Annotated in this window: 10 protein-coding genes and 2 pseudogenes; 4 read left to right on the forward strand and 8 right to left on the reverse strand. The window is 61.0% G+C overall.

Annotated elements, in window-relative coordinates; genetic code table 11:
- Nucleotides 1-112: 112 nt before the first annotated feature.
- Both LPB73_RS17920 and LPB73_RS17925 read right to left on the reverse strand, forming a co-directional pair.
- Nucleotides 113-1,375, reverse strand: coding sequence for an ABC transporter substrate-binding protein (locus tag LPB73_RS17920; protein WP_231077725.1), 1,263 nt, complete (start codon nucleotides 1,373-1,375; stop codon nucleotides 113-115).
- Between the two features lie 264 nt (nucleotides 1,376-1,639).
- Nucleotides 1,640-3,250 carry a flavin-containing monooxygenase gene (locus tag LPB73_RS17925; protein ID WP_231077726.1) on the reverse strand — a complete coding sequence of 537 codons (1,611 nt, stop codon included), beginning with the start codon at nucleotides 3,248-3,250 and terminating at the stop codon, nucleotides 1,640-1,642.
- A gap of 163 nt (nucleotides 3,251-3,413) precedes the next feature.
- Between LPB73_RS17925 and LPB73_RS17930 the strand changes: the two genes are divergently transcribed.
- Nucleotides 3,414-4,331 (forward strand): LysR family transcriptional regulator, encoded by a 918-nt coding sequence (locus tag LPB73_RS17930; RefSeq protein WP_089263791.1) that lies wholly within the window; start codon nucleotides 3,414-3,416, stop codon nucleotides 4,329-4,331.
- Between the two features lie 203 nt (nucleotides 4,332-4,534).
- Here LPB73_RS17930 and LPB73_RS17935 read toward each other — a convergent pair.
- The 6 genes and pseudogenes from LPB73_RS17935 to LPB73_RS17960 all read right to left on the reverse strand — a co-directional run.
- Nucleotides 4,535-4,861 (reverse strand): annotated as a pseudogene (locus LPB73_RS17935) (CopG family transcriptional regulator); the annotation flags it as partial.
- Nucleotides 4,862-4,865: 4 nt separating this feature from the next.
- Nucleotides 4,866-5,630 (reverse strand): annotated as a pseudogene (locus LPB73_RS17940) (type IV secretory system conjugative DNA transfer family protein); the annotation flags it as partial.
- Between the two features lie 772 nt (nucleotides 5,631-6,402).
- Entirely contained in the window at nucleotides 6,403-7,101 is a 699-nt protein-coding gene (locus LPB73_RS17945) for a lytic transglycosylase domain-containing protein (RefSeq protein ID WP_231077727.1), read from the reverse strand.
- 154 nt (nucleotides 7,102-7,255) lie between these two features.
- The gene (locus LPB73_RS17950; protein ID WP_199712040.1) at nucleotides 7,256-7,768 is read right to left on the reverse strand and encodes a S26 family signal peptidase; all 513 of its coding nucleotides are present in this window, start codon (nucleotides 7,766-7,768) and stop codon (nucleotides 7,256-7,258) included.
- Nucleotides 7,765-8,166, reverse strand: a complete 402-nt coding sequence (locus LPB73_RS17955; RefSeq protein WP_231081177.1) for a DUF2840 domain-containing protein — start codon at nucleotides 8,164-8,166, stop codon at nucleotides 7,765-7,767. The genes LPB73_RS17950 and LPB73_RS17955 overlap by 4 nt, the downstream gene beginning before the upstream one ends.
- 515 nt (nucleotides 8,167-8,681) lie before the next feature.
- Nucleotides 8,682-10,013 (reverse strand): tyrosine-type recombinase/integrase, encoded by a 1,332-nt coding sequence (locus LPB73_RS17960; protein ID WP_175368201.1) that lies wholly within the window; start codon nucleotides 10,011-10,013, stop codon nucleotides 8,682-8,684.
- A 612-nt stretch (nucleotides 10,014-10,625) separates the two neighbouring features.
- On the opposite strand from LPB73_RS17960, the gene LPB73_RS17965 reads away from it, so the two are divergent.
- From LPB73_RS17965 to LPB73_RS17975, 3 genes are read left to right on the forward strand one after another with little or no spacing between them, the layout of a single operon-like run.
- Nucleotides 10,626-11,615: an NUDIX hydrolase gene (locus LPB73_RS17965; RefSeq protein ID WP_175368200.1), complete on the forward strand. Its 990-nt coding sequence runs from the start codon at nucleotides 10,626-10,628 to the stop codon at nucleotides 11,613-11,615.
- A gap of 52 nt (nucleotides 11,616-11,667) precedes the next feature.
- Entirely contained in the window at nucleotides 11,668-12,651 is a 984-nt protein-coding gene (gene nadA / locus LPB73_RS17970; protein WP_175368199.1) for a quinolinate synthase NadA, read from the forward strand.
- Nucleotides 12,648-14,177 (forward strand): L-aspartate oxidase, encoded by a 1,530-nt coding sequence (locus tag LPB73_RS17975; protein WP_231077728.1) that lies wholly within the window; start codon nucleotides 12,648-12,650, stop codon nucleotides 14,175-14,177. The genes nadA and LPB73_RS17975 overlap by 4 nt, the downstream gene beginning before the upstream one ends.
- The last annotated feature ends 14 nt before the right edge of the window (nucleotides 14,178-14,191 follow it).

The raw sequence follows: 14,191 nt of genomic DNA on the forward strand, positions 1-14,191 counted from the left end.
TGAACGAGCCTGTTCCGGCCGACGCGAACGGCAGGCCGGATGTGCGACGGAGCGGCCGAGCCCGTCGCCATGCGACGGGCCACGTCATCTAGCGACGATGCCCGCAGACAGATCAGGCGTAACCCTTTTCCTTCTTCCACTCCTTCTCGAGCTCGACGATCTTCGACCATTCCGTATCGACGTAATCGACCACCCAGGGTGACTTGCTGACCGTCTTGCCCCATGCGACGGGGTAATTGATGATCGTATGATCGCTGTCACGCATGGTGATGCCGGCACCGCCAAACGGCTTCTTCACCGTCATGCCGGAGATTTCCTTCGCCAGCGCAGAACTGTCGGTATTGCCGTTCGTGCGACGCAGCGCCTCGATAATGAATTGCGACGCCGCGTAGTTCTGCCACGCCCAGTTGGTCGGCTCGTGCGACGCCACCTTGACATAGGCATCGCAGAAGGCGGTGTTCTCGGGTGAACTCGGAAATCCGTTGTTATACCGATAGGCCGTGTTGAGTCCCTGCGGCAGGTTCTTGATGGCCGTCAGGATCGGCGGATCGCCAAGACCACCGGAGAAATAGGCGGTGTTCTGGAACAGGCGATACAGGTTCGACTGCTCGATAAACGCGACGAGATCGCCGCCCCACAGCGCCGAATAGACCGCCTGCGGCTTCACCTGCATCAGCTTGGTGATGCTCTCGGTGTAATCGGGCGCAAACAGTTTCGGCCAGAGCTGATCGACCACTTCGATCGACGGCTCGAACACCTTGGCGTATTGCAGAAATTCCGCGGTGTTGTCGCGGCCATAGGCGTAATCGGGCGAACAGGTCGCCCACTTCTTGAGCCCCTTCTCCTTGGCAATCTTCGCTGCGTAGCTACCACCTGCGACGGCATCATGGATGCCCTGTCGGGCGCATCTGAACACATTCTTGCTGAACTGCTTGGGGTCTGCCGTCAGCGACGAGGTTTCGCTGCAGGTATGGAGGCAAAGGATGCCGAGATCGCGCACGACCTCATGCACCGCGAAGCTGCCTGACGACGCCTCGCCATCGACGATGATATCGCAACCGTCATTATTGATGAGATCGCGCGTGACCTTGGCGGCTTCGTCGGGACGCCCCTTGGAGTCGCGGTCGACCACTTCGAATTTGCGGCCATTGATGCCGCCGGCTTCGTTTATCTGATTGAAAGCGAGCTGGACTGCAAACCGACTGGACGTGCCGAGGATTGCAACGCGTCCCGACAGGATCGTCGGCAGGCCGATCTTGATGACTTTCGCCTGTGCACCGGCGATATGCGGCGCGCCGAATGCGGCAAGGCCTGCCATGGCGCCAGCGCCCTTGAGGACGCGTCGGCGTGAAATGCCCTTGGTCGTCTTGGTCATTGAACCCTCCCTGATTTTGATGTCCGGCTTTGCCGGTACAGATTTTATTATTTCCAGATCAGCGTCGTCTTGGTGGCTTACTCTCCTCACTCGGTCCTTTGGTCGATCAGCGCAATACGAAGATCGTGCAGCAGGAACGGCGCGCTGTCCAACGGACTTTCCGAATGCCTCGCGTAAATTCGCCGCAGCGAGGTCGGGGATCAATGCTGCGGCGCCGACTCCTCTTGCCCGCGGCTTTCGCTCCGTCGGCCGCGGCATGGGCAGTTAGCTCAGCGCGAAGCCGCGATAACCGCTTTGCGCAACGTCGTCACAGATCGAGGTGTAGCGCGCCAATCCACCGGCGTAGGGCATGAAGACACGCGGCTTGCCCGGTACATTGGCGCCAAGATACCAGGACGAACTTGCCATGGGCAGCAGCGTCGCATCCGCGGCTTCGTTGACATGCGCGACCCACTTTTCGGTCGAGTCGGTATTGGCCTCGATCCGCTTTTGGCCGTTCGCGCGCATGTCGCGGATGCAATTGGTGATCCAGTCTACATGCTGCTCGATGGCAATCGGCATATTGCACAACACCGACGGGCTGCCAGGACCGGTGATGGTGAACAGATTCGGGAATTTCGGCGACTGCAGGCCAAGGTAAGTGCGCGGGCCGGCCGCCCAGGCATCCTTCAGCTTGATACCCTGGCTGCCGCTGATGTTTAGATTGACGAGTGGTCCCGTCAGTGCGTCGAAGCCTGTCGCGAACACGATGATGTCGAGCGCGTAGTCCTGCTTCGTCGTGCGGATGCCGTTCGCCGTCACCTCGACGATCGGTTCTGCCTTGAGATCCACCAGCAGCACATTGTCCCGATTGAACGTTTCGAAATAGCCGCTGTCGATCGGCGGACGCTTGGTCGCGAATCCATGATCGCGTGGCGTCAACATCTCTGCGACCACCGGATTCCTGACGACGGTCTTAATCTTGTCGCGGAGGAAGTCTGAGGCCGTGAGGTTTGCCTCGACGTTCTGCAGGACATCGGAAAACGATGCACGGAAGCGCAATCCGCCGCGCTCCCACGCCTTTTCATAGATCTCCTCCCGCTCCGCATCGGACACCGACAGCGCGGAACGCGTCGAGATCGTGAACGGATGTCCGTTGGTACCGGCGCGTGCCAGCCGCCAGATCTCGTCGTAATTGTCCCTTGTATGCTTGATGTCGTCCGCCGTCACCGGGCCGTTACGCGCCGGAATGCTGTAATTTGCCGTACGCTGGAAAACCGTGAGATGTTTTGCCTGCTCGGCAATAACAGGTGCGGTCTGAATCCCGGTCGATCCGGTTCCGATCTGGCCCACACGCTTGCCGCTGAAATCGACGCCCTCATGCGGCCACAGGCCGGTATGGTACCATTGGCCCTTGAAGCTATCGAGGCCCTTGATATCAGGCACATTGGCTGTCGAGAGACACCCCACTGCCGTAATCAGGAATGGCGCGGAGAAGAACTGTCCGTTCTTCGTCTGCACCGTCCAGAGATTGGCATCGTCATCGAACGCGGCCGAGGTGACCTCGGTGTTCAGCCGGATATCGCGCTTGAGATCGAGCTTGTCGGCGACGAAATTCAGGTATTTCCGGATTTCAGGATGTTCGGGATAGCGCTCGCTCCAGCTCCACTCCTGCTCGATCTCCTTGTTAAAGGAGTAGCAATAGTAATAGCTCTCGGAATCGCAGCGCGCGCCCGGATAGCGGTTCCAGAACCAGGTCCCGCCGATGCCATCGCCCTTTTCAAGCACAACGACGTCGAGGCCGAGTTCGTCCCGTAATTTGTGCAACTGGTAGAGGCCTGAAAATCCGGCGCCGATAATGATCGCGTCACAGGCATGGCTCGATCGTTCGTTCACTGCAAAAGCAGTGCTCTCCTTGCTCGCCAACGGTCGTCTCCCCGTTCGTTTATGAGCGGCTTCGCATGGCCGCGCTATTGCCTCGAAGGCTAGAGATTTGCCGGATGGCTTTCCATACTCTATCGTTCAAACCTGATGTGAATTTCCGTCACAAGAGAAAAACGTGAACCGCTACACAGAGATGCAGGTTTTCGTCAGGGCCGCGGAAGACGGCAGCTTCTCTGCAGCGGCCCGGAACCTTGCCATCACGCCGTCCGCAGTCAGCAAGCTGATTGCGCGGATGGAAGAACGGTTGGGCGCGCTGTTATTCCGCCGTGCGCACCGCAACATCGTCATGACTCCGGAGGGAGAGGTCTTCTATCGGGCGGCGCTTGCAGCCATCGAAGCCGTCGAGGCCGCTGACGCGACGATCTTCAGCGGCAAGCTCGGTCGCGAAACCCTGCGCATTCGCTCGATGCCGATCTTCGGACAGGTCATCCTCGCCAAGAAGCTCCCGGAGTTCTGCCGGCAGCATCCCGACCTTCAGGTTGAACTTCAGCTGCGGATCGATCCCGGGCCGCTACTTGACGAGGGAACCGACGTTGCGATTCATGTTGGGCACCTCAATGACTCCTCGCTCGTGGCCACGCGATTTACGAGCACGCGATGGATCATTTGTGCGTCGCCGAGCTATCTGGCCGAGTACGGCACGCCGTCACATCCCAACGAGTTAGCGGACCACGCCTGTCTCAATTTTCATTCGTCCATTGCCGCCAGCACATGGACCGTTCGCGGTGCCGATGGCTTGTCCACACCGCTCGCCGTCAAGAGCCGTGTACGCTCGAACCAGGCTTCGATCCTTATCGAGTTCGCGCGCGCTGGCCTCGGCATCGTGCGATTGGTCGAAGTCCAAATCGCCGACGATCTCGCCCAAGGCCGCTTGGTCGAGCTCTTTCCGGAACATCAGTGCCCAGAGGAACATCCCATCTATGCGGTGTATCAGAGCCGCCGACTGGTAAGTAACCGTGTCAGGGTCTTCTTAGACTTCCTGAAGACGAAACTACCCGATCCGCCGCCTTGGCGGTATTGGCGGGACCAATAGACGTCCGCTTTGCGCCAGAAGCGGCCGCCAAGTGTATGTAATTCTCCGATTGACGAGATATAAGCGGGCCGTGAGTTCTTTCGGTGTCTGTCCCCCGTTACGAATGCCTCCGGAAGACGGAACCGCTATTTTGGTCAGATCGTCTCGGCGTGGCAGCCGCTATCTGTGCAACGTTACTACAAAAAGACTCTTTAAAAGCAGGTGCCGCCAAACCGCTCGCGGCCCTTGATCTGGGCGGCAGCCTGCGCATCGTTCGGCAAGGGCGGCGTGATCGTCAGCCAGAAGCGGACGAACAGGGTCAGCGTTTCCGCGGTAACCCCAAGATCGCGTTCGAGACGTTGGACTTGGCTCGACAGCCGGTCGAGACGGCGCGCGAACGCCGCCTCGCGCCGATCCTCCCCATCCGGAGACAGAAACGAGGTGACCGCCGCTTCCACGATCGCCGATCGGGAAAGCTTCTTGCGGTCGGCAAGATCGGCGATCTGCTTCAGAAGGTCCGGCGGGAAATACACATTCATCCGGTCCCGCATGGTCTCACAACTCCATACCGTCATTCGGGTCGAGCGAGACCTGGCGAGCGATGCCACGCATCTGCTGGTGCAGGATGCGAGCCTGACGGGCTGCATCGTCCGACTCGTCGTCGAGCACAGCGGCGAACTCTTCCGCAGGCCTCGGATCAGTCGCCTCCTTGGCAATGGCGACATGGTCGGGAAGCTCGGGTTCGCGACGCAAGCCGCTATTGGCGGCATCCTGTTCCGCCTTCTGAATCTCACCAAGCAACACGGCGTCCGGTGCCTGCGGCGTTAGAGCTGACCACCCATCCGTCCGTGACGACCGGCCAGACTTCGCCGGATCTGGCGGCGTCAGCACCCGTTCGGTGAAACGGTGATCCTCGTAATAGCGAGCTTTCTTCGCCCGGATCGGGGGCGTGCCGGCAACCATGACGATCTCGTCAGTGGGCGGGAGCTGCATCACCTCGCCCGGCGTGAGCAGCGGCCTTGCCGTCTCCTGCCGCGAGACCATGAGGTGACCAAGCCACGGATTCAGCCTGTGACCAGCATAGTTCTTCATGGCGCGCATCTCGGTTGCTGTCCTCAGCGCATCGGAGACACGCTTCGCCGTGCGCTCGTCGTTGGTGGCAAAGCTGACGCGGACATGGCAGTTGTCGAGGATCGCGTTGTTGGGCCCGTAGGCTTTCTCGATCTGGTTCAGCGACTGCGCGATCAGGAAGCTTTTGATGTCGGAACCTGCCATGAAGGCCAGCGCGGATTCTAAGAAGTCGAGCCGGCCGAGCGCGAGCCGGGTGCCGAGATCGACTTCCATTTGCCGGGCGAGATCGCGCGTGAAAGCTTTGAGATCGGTCATCTCAGCGGCGTCCTCGGGCGAGACGATGAAACGGAAATGATGCCGGTCGTCCTTGCAGCGATCTGCAAAGGCCGCGTCGTCAGTGCGGTCATGACCGGCATCGAACATCACCGCCTTCTCGCTGTTACGGGTGACGCCGTCGCGCTTCAGATAGGACAGATGAGCGGTCAGCGGCGCGGAACGAAACGAACGGCCCTGATGGCGGACGACGCGCGCCTTCACCACCACGCGCCGCGCCGGGCTAAACAGGCGGTTGCGGCCAAAACTGATCCGGCCGCGCCCGAAGGTCGAGCGCCCGTAGCTTGAGGAGCGCTTCCCCGCAGCCGCAAGACTGGAGGTGGGACCGGACTTCTTCGCCGCGCGCAGCACCTGGTTGATGAAGCTCTTGGGCTTTGCCGCTCGCGTGCCGCGGATGCGGCCAGGCCGGATGCGTAAATCGCTGTCGCCTACGCTCACAGCAATCGCTCCACGGGCAAGGAATGGGGAGCAGTGCCGAAAACACTTTTGAATTCATTAGCGAAAGCATCAGGCGCGGCACGCGCCCCGACCGACCGGCACGGCCGAACCCAAGCCATTCCAATGGCTTGCGGTTCGGCCGGCGAGCCGCTTTTATCTCGCCGTCCCGCTGTCGTGCCTCCCCACTGCTCTCGCCTTCCCAGCCATTCTATCCCGGAGCACGCCATGGCACGCCAGACTGCACATCCTGTCATTGCAGGTCTCCCGCGCTGGATCGAGCAACAAACAAGCTGCGCGCTTGCGGCACGAGCGCAGAGATATTGCGCGTCGGATCGCTCGGCGGAACGCGGTCCGATCGCCGTTCAGCCGACACACGATCGACAGCGGTTGCGCGTTCGGATTGCCCGATGAACAGTGGCGCCTCGGTCCATGACTTCGCGTGAACGACTGCGACGGAGAGCGGACTGGCGAGTTCGGCGCCACCGAACAGGGGAGCAAGCGTTGCCGCATAAGCGCGGGTCTCGGCCGGCAATGGACGGCCCGCGAGATACTGTTCGTAGCGGCCCGGTCCCGCGTTATACGCCGCAAGGAAACCGGGCGAGCCATAGCGGTCGTGTAGTTCGTGGAGATACGCTGCGCCTGCCAGAATGTTGTCGCGCGGATCGTATGGATTGTCGCCAATGCGATGACGTATGCGCAGGTCTGCCCAGGTCTCGGGCATAATCTGCATCAACCCCATCGCGCCTTTTGGCGATCTTGCCCGCGCGTCACCGGCACTTTCGACGGTCATCACGGCGCGTATCCAATGCACCGGTACGGCGTAGCGGCGTGAGGCCTCTTCGATCAGGTTCGCAAACGAGCCGACAGACCGTGCGCTCGCCGAATGCTTGGCTGATGCGCTGCCAGTTTGTGCGGCATTCAGCGGCACAATCGCAAACGACAACGCCATCACGGCGGTACAAGCTACCGTCCCCAAACGGCTTGCGGCCGCCCTGGACCGCCGCTGCGCGCGCCGGCGTTGCGAATTCTGGTCGGGACGGAGGAATGGTGCAGCGTTTGGTCGAACAGAGGAATGGCAGATCGAGCAAGGAAGATACGCACGCTCACTTCTCCCCAGTCCACACCGGGAGTGCACGGCCGATGACGGCAGATGCCGCGATCGGCCCGAAATACCGACCGTCCAGCGAGTCCTTGGACTGCCGGTTCATGAGAAAGAGTTCGTCCTCGCCGACAACACGACAGCCGTGCCAGACCGGCAGCGGTCGGCCGTGGCTGTCTCGCTCGCGCACCTCACCCATGTCGATCTTATCGATCGAGATAGTGTGCCCGCTTCTGCAAACCGTTTGCCCCGGGAGTGCCAGCACGCGCTTCAGCATGGGAATGCCGACCGGCAGATAGCCGTTCAGGTCAAGAAAGGTCGCCAGCGGCTCAGGCGGCTTGATGGCGACGAGTTCGGTGACAAACAGTCTGTCTGCAGGCTGCAAGCGATAGAGGCCAAGCGGCACACTTTCGGAAGCATTCCACACATAGAGGGGAACCGGCTCCGCGACGACCGGGGCAACGAGAACGGTGATCCCAACAAACATGACTGCGAGCACCGAGAACCGGCCATTCATGGTGCGATCCTCTGCCGGTGAAGCCAGGCCTGGTGACGCGATTTAGTGTAGGTCCGTGGAGCTTCGTTGACGGACAAGCGGTTATGGACGTGATGCCAATAATCAGGTGCAGCGTTCGCGGGATCGATGCTGAGCGCTTCGATCGCATCGATCAGTTGCAGCACCCGCTCGACCTTGGGCCAGCCCGACAGCCGCAACAGAATCTCGCCGCCGGGTTTCACATAGGGCACCGTGGTGCAACGCTGACCGGCCGCGACTGCCCGCAAGATGTCGATCCGCGAGATGACCGTGCCAAAGTCATTTGAGGTCCAGCGGACGAACGCGAAGATGCTGCCGGGTGTGAACGACACAACGCGCCGACGGCGATCTAGGATCGGCTCCGAACAGTGCCCCCACAGATGCCAGGTCCATCAGACAATTAGGATGCCGATCGCCCCCTACGATTCACAGTTGCTCGTCAACTTCGCGGCAAAAGGGGGCGATTCGTCCTATTTGTACGCCACAACTACACAGCAGCCATACCAGCGCTTTATATTTCTTTCTTGCTGGAGAAGCCTACGATCTTATTGTCTGAGACCGATGGTGGTTCGGGGCGGAGGCATGGGCGGCAAGAACGAAAAGACTCGGATCGAGGCATTTGCGTCGCCAGGTAGGGGGAAAATGCCGCGTGCCACGAAGCGCCCTCGCAAGAAACGTGGCATGCCGCCGCCAGCGACGTTCGATATCGATACGCTGCCGGGCAGCTCGAATTTGACGGCATTGGAAGCGGCCGCGGTCATCCGGCGCACGCCCGGAGCGCTGGAGCAGTGGCGGCGCGATCGGAACCATCCCCTGAAATGGCGCCATGTCGATGGTCGCCCGCTCTATCGGGTCGATGCGGTGCGCGACTATCTAGCCAGATGCGATAAAGCCACTAAGACGCCTCCGCCGCATAATGCTCGCGAAGACGACCGAGCAGCTCAGCCTTGATGGGGTCAAGTGGATTCGTCCGTTGCAGGCGCACGACCCCTCCGACCCGTTGCGCACCGACCAACTGCGCGATGTAGTCATGAGCAGCTTCGAACGCCATCTTGCGGATGATCCACTGTTCGTCGTGATTGTAGACCTGATCGATTCCGCGCGGCTTTTGCCCGACACATAACCGCTGGATTTCGTTGTCGTAGCCGCACCGTGACATAACGGTGCGCAAGCTGCGCCTCAAATCGTGCATGGTGAACCTGGCGACACCCGCTTCCTTAACCAAACGGTTCACCATCTTGGTGAAGCCCGACAACTGGCCGCCGGTCTTTGGTGACGGGAAGACGTAGTCGGACGTTGCGCGCTGGAAATGCTTCGCAGCTGTAAGCACCTCGTCAACGAGATGAGTGCGCGGCACGTCGTGATGCAGGCCCATCTTGGTCCACGCCGCATCGAAGGTGATGCGGTCATCCATGATGTGCTTTCGCCACTCAATGATGGTTGGCTCGCTGCGGCGCGGACCGCCGAGCAGGCACATGCGTGCTAATTGTCCAAAAGCCCCGAGCTTGCCGGATGCGTGCCAGACCTTGATGATCTCCTCATCCATCAGCGCGCGGCCCTTCGTTCGGCGCCCGACCCTCTGCGCACGGGTCTCTTTCGGCGCGCGATAGCCGGCAAGCACGTTGTGCTCGACGTAACCTTCGCCGACACACCACTCGAGGAATGTGTGGGTGTGCTTGCGCAAGTCCCTGGCTGCACCGCGCTTACCGGTCTTGGCGGTCTTGTCCACTGCCGCCATGATTTGCCGGCGCGTCAATTCGCCGATGGCGAGATCGAAATGATCCTTGAGACCGCGCCGCAGCGCCGACATCGCAGGCCTCCAGTTCACGACTTGGCGTCCGGTCAGGGATGTCTGATAAGGGCCGTCTTCACTGATCAAGGCCACCAGCGTAGTGCGCTGCATCTCGGCCAGTTGCCGGCGCTTGGCTTCTCGTTTGGCGTCGTTCGGATCGACCCCTGTGACCACCTCACTAGCGGCGATGGTGGCGGCCTTCCGAGCCGCCCGCTCATTGAACCTTGGCCAGGCCCCGAGGGTCTTGCGCTGAGTGCCTCTCACTCCCGGCTTGGTGAACAGGTAAACCCAGGTCCGGCCGCCCGTCGCGCGCATGCGCAGCGCCAGACCGGGCAGCTTGTCGTCGTGGAGGTAATGCTGCGCCTTGCCCGGTGGCATTGTCGTGTCGCGGATGACCGTGTCGGTCAGTGTCAAATAGTTGATCGGCTCTCCCACGGTCCCTGCCCTTCCGTCTTGTGCTCACGCGGGAATGATCGGACCGGCAAGAACCGGGTCTCAGACCTTCCCTCGACTGTGTGCCCCAAGGGAAAATTCGCGGGGGGGCACAACAGGGGCACACAAGATGTGCTATGGCCCACCATGGTCAACTATGGTCACACACTACAAAAACACCATAATTAACAGGCCGTTATGCAAATTTACTATGGTTAGGGCTGGCTGGCTAGGGTCTACAGATTGTGGTTCACACGGGAGAGGTCCAAGGTTCGATCCCCTGTGCGCCCACCATGTCTTCGTCGAATTCAATGACTTAACGGTCCAATTCCCTTGCGGGGTGCCCCAGAAGAGCGGGGGCACAGTGCGGCACATCGGTACGACACGGTTGCCAAAAATGACTCGGCCACCGCGCCCACCCAACTGCCGCTTTCGGGCTCAGGCAAGTCGGTGTTGTGGTCAGACTGCATTCCGACATGAATTAGCGAATGGTCAGCGTGAAGGGCGCCCGCCCTTGCCGTGCGCGTCGCGTTGCAGCCTCATGCTAAAATATCCGCGTGGATTCGCGATGCGGCCTTTCACCCTGTCCCTATGAACACTTAAGCAGACCAGCTCATGGACCCGCTCGACAGCCCCAATTCCAGGCCAGCGCTGGCAGCGCAGTCATCGCCGCAAGGAATTGCGGCTGATCTTGTTGCAGTGCTGGTAGCCGTGACCTCGGGTGAGCCTCGTGTTCTAACGATCCAGGATCAGCGCGCCCTGCCCTCCGGGCCTTTCGAACTCGCCCATCGTTCGCTGCAATCGGGGCTACGTGCCTGGGTCGAACGGCAGACACGGTTGCCGCTCGGTTATGTCGAACAGCTCTACACTTTTGCCGATCGTGATCGCGCTGGCGCCACTGGGCAGCATGTCATCTCGATCAGCTATCTTGGCCTGACACGAGAACAACCGACATTCGGCGAACACGAAGCCAGATGGCGCGGCTGGTATGATTACTTCCCTTGGGAGGATCATCGTGACGGCCCACCGCCGCTGATGGAGAAGACTCTGCAGCCAGGGCTCAAAGCCTGGGCCTCTGCAGTATCCGATCGGACGGCGCAGCGCGCTCGTCGGCAGCGCGCCGCGATGCTCTTCGGTTTCGAGGAGCACAGCTGGAACGAGGAACTGGTTCTGCAGAGGTACGAACTATTATATGAGGCGAGACTGATCCCCGAGGCGACACGCGGAAGTTCCTCAACATCCACGTCGAACCATGCGGCTCTATCGAACACGCCGGGTCACGCCATGATCCTGGACCATCGCCGGATTCTCGCCACTGGAATTGCAAGACTCAGGGCCAAGATCAAATACCATCCTGTCGTATTTGAATTGATGCCGGACACATTCACGCTGCTGCAATTGCAACGCTGTGTTGAGGCGCTGGCGGGACGGCAAGTGCACAAGCCGAATTTCCGCCGCCTGATCGAGCAGCAGGAACTCGTTGAGGAAACTGGCGAAACCAGCCAGGACACCGGCGGACGTCCGGCAAAACTCTTCCGCTTTCGCCGTGCCGTCCTTGCGGAACGCGCCATCGCCGGAACCAAACTTCCCGTCTCGGGGGCTTGACAAGCCTTATACTCGATTACAGTATAACATATGCTCAACGAGAGTATATATCATGCTGTCGATACCCGAACTGCGTCCTTCGGAACATCTCTATGCGAAAGTGCGCCACGCGATCCCCGCGATCGAATGGTCGATGCTGTCAGAAGATATCGACGCGATCATCGCGTTGAAGAAGAGCCGCAACGCCGTCATCCTTGCCCACAATTATCAGACACCGGACATCTTCCACTGCGTCGCGGACATAGTCGGCGACAGCCTCGCGCTGGCGCGTGAAGCGATGCATGTGGAGGCCGACGTCATCGTTCTCGCCGGCGTTCACTTCATGGCCGAGACGGCCAAATTACTCAATCCGTCGAAGACCGTGCTGATTCCCGATCGCGGCGCCGGCTGCTCGCTTGCCGACTCCATTACGCCCGAGGACGTGAGGCTGCTGCGGCAAACTTATCCTGGCGTGCCGATCGTGACTTATGTGAACACCTCGGCAGCGGTGAAGGCCGAGTCGGATATCTGCTGCACCTCGGGCAATGCCAAGGCGGTGATCGAGTCGCTTGGCGTTGAACGCGTGATCATGCTGCCGGACGAATATCTGGCCAGGAACATCGCTGCCGAAACCAAGGTTAAAGTGATTACCTGGACTGGTCATTGCGAGGTGCACGAGCGCTTCAGCGCCGAAGAGGTGCGTCAATTGCGCGAGAACCACCCTGGTGTCGTCGTACTGGCGCACCCGGAATGCCCGCCGGACGTGCTGGCGGAGGCCGATTTCGCCGGCTCGACGGCCGCCATGTCGTCCTACGTCGCAAGCAAACGACCACCGCGAGTCGTGCTTCTGACGGAATGCTCGATGAGCGACAATGTCGCCATCCAGTACCCGGACCTCGAATTCATTCGTCCGTGCAATCTTTGTCCGCACATGAAGACGATCACGCTCGGCAACATCCGTCACGCGTTGGAGACGATGCAGCACCAGGTCACGATCGACGACAGTGTCGCAGCGCGCGCACGCCTCGCGGTCGAACGAATGCTGGCCGTCACATGACAGCATTACACGATACAAACGGCGCTCCCGTCATCATCGGCGGTGGCATCGCCGGCCTCATGACAGCCCTGGCGCTCGCGCCGCAACCGGTGCTGCTCCTGACCGGCGCGCCGCTGGGCATGGAATCGTCGAGTGCGCTTGCGCAAGGCGGTATCGCTGCCAGTATCGGGGCAGATGATAGTACTTCGCTGCATCTGGCAGACACACTCGCCGCGGGTGACGGTTTGTGCGACGAAACCATCGCGGCCTCAATCGTCGCCGCAGCGCCCGCCGCGATCGAACAGTTGGCGCGGCTCGGCGTCATTTTCGATCGGGATGCCAGCCGCAAGATCATCCTCGGCCTCGAGGCCGCGCATTCGCGCCGCCGGATCGTCCATGCCGGGGGTGATGCGACAGGCCGGGACGTTATTCGAGCCCTGGTCCGCAGGGTTCGCGAGACGCCTTCGATCACGGTGATCGAGGGAGCCACGGCACAGCGCCTGGTCGTCGAAGACAATGCAGTGGTGGGTCTTCTTGGCCATACCGGCCCGGGACCCGTGCTCTTTGCCACCGATCGTGTCGTCATCGCGACCGGCGGCATCGGAGGTCTGTTTCTGCATGGGACGAATCCGGCTGGATCCTTTGGCCAGGGCCTCGCGCTCGCAGCCCGCGCCGGCGCCGTCATGGCCGATCTTGAATTTATCCAATTCCATCCGACGGCGCTCGACAGCAAGTCCTCTCCACTGAAGCTCATCAGTGAGGCCGTACGCGGAGAAGGCGCGATCCTGGTCGACGAAAATGGCGATCGCTTCATGGCCGGTGCCCCCGGCGCCGAGCTTGCGTCCCGCGATATCGTTGCACGTGCCGTCTGGCGGCACATCGCGGCGGGGCATCGGGTTTTTCTCGACGCAAGGGGCGTGAAGGGACTCGACTTTGCGCGGCGGTTCCCGGCCATCACGGCACTTTGTCGCGATGCAGGAATCGATCCGGTTACGCAGCCAATCCCAGTCCGTCCCGCTGCGCACTACCACATGGGCGGCATACTCGTCGACCGGACCGGGCGGACCTCCGTCGACGGTCTGTGGGCCTGCGGCGAAGCTGCCTGCACTGGCCTGCACGGCGCAAACCGGCTTGCCAGTAATTCACTCCTTGAGGCGGCCGTGTGTGGCGGCTGGGTTGCCGAGAATATTGCCGCAACGACCTCCATCCGGCGGCGGCAGCCACTGTTGCCCGGTGGAGTAACAGGCAGCGATCCAAGTTCGGTGCGCCCTATTCTGTCGCGTGCCGCAGGCGTGTTGCGCGATGGCGAAGGCCTGCGTGCCGCCGCCCGCGCGCTCTATCCCCTCGCGATCTCGCAGCAAGCTGCGAGCGATCCCGCAATTGTCGGCCTGATGATCGTGATCGCTGCCTTGCGCCGCCAAGAAAGCCGCGGCGCGCATGCACGCACCGACTTCCCGAAGCACACGAGTCTGGCACAGCGTTCGACGCTGCGCCTTGATGACGCGCTTCAAGCCGCGCGAGACGACATCCCGGAACTCGTCGCCTAACCCAAAGGATCGCC

Origin of the sequence: Tardiphaga sp. 37S4 (assembly GCF_021044645.1) — a bacterium.
Lineage (GTDB): Bacteria > Pseudomonadota > Alphaproteobacteria > Rhizobiales > Xanthobacteraceae > Tardiphaga > Tardiphaga robiniae.

Bases quoted from the DNA above. Each gene is read 5' to 3' on its own strand.
- LPB73_RS17920 (WP_231077725.1), bottom strand. From the start codon at position 1,375: ATGACCAAGACGACCAAGGGCATTTCACGCCGACGCGTCCTCAAGGGC.
- nadA (WP_175368199.1), top strand. From the start codon at position 11,668: ATGCTGTCGATACCCGAACTGCGTCCTTCGGAACATCTCTATGCGAAA.
- LPB73_RS17950 (WP_199712040.1), bottom strand. From the start codon at position 7,768: ATGAATGGCCGGTTCTCGGTGCTCGCAGTCATGTTTGTTGGGATCACC.
- LPB73_RS17965 (WP_175368200.1), top strand. From the start codon at position 10,626: ATGGACCCGCTCGACAGCCCCAATTCCAGGCCAGCGCTGGCAGCGCAG.
- LPB73_RS17945 (WP_231077727.1), bottom strand. From the start codon at position 7,101: ATGGCGTTGTCGTTTGCGATTGTGCCGCTGAATGCCGCACAAACTGGC.
- LPB73_RS17975 (WP_231077728.1), top strand. From the start codon at position 12,648: ATGACAGCATTACACGATACAAACGGCGCTCCCGTCATCATCGGCGGT.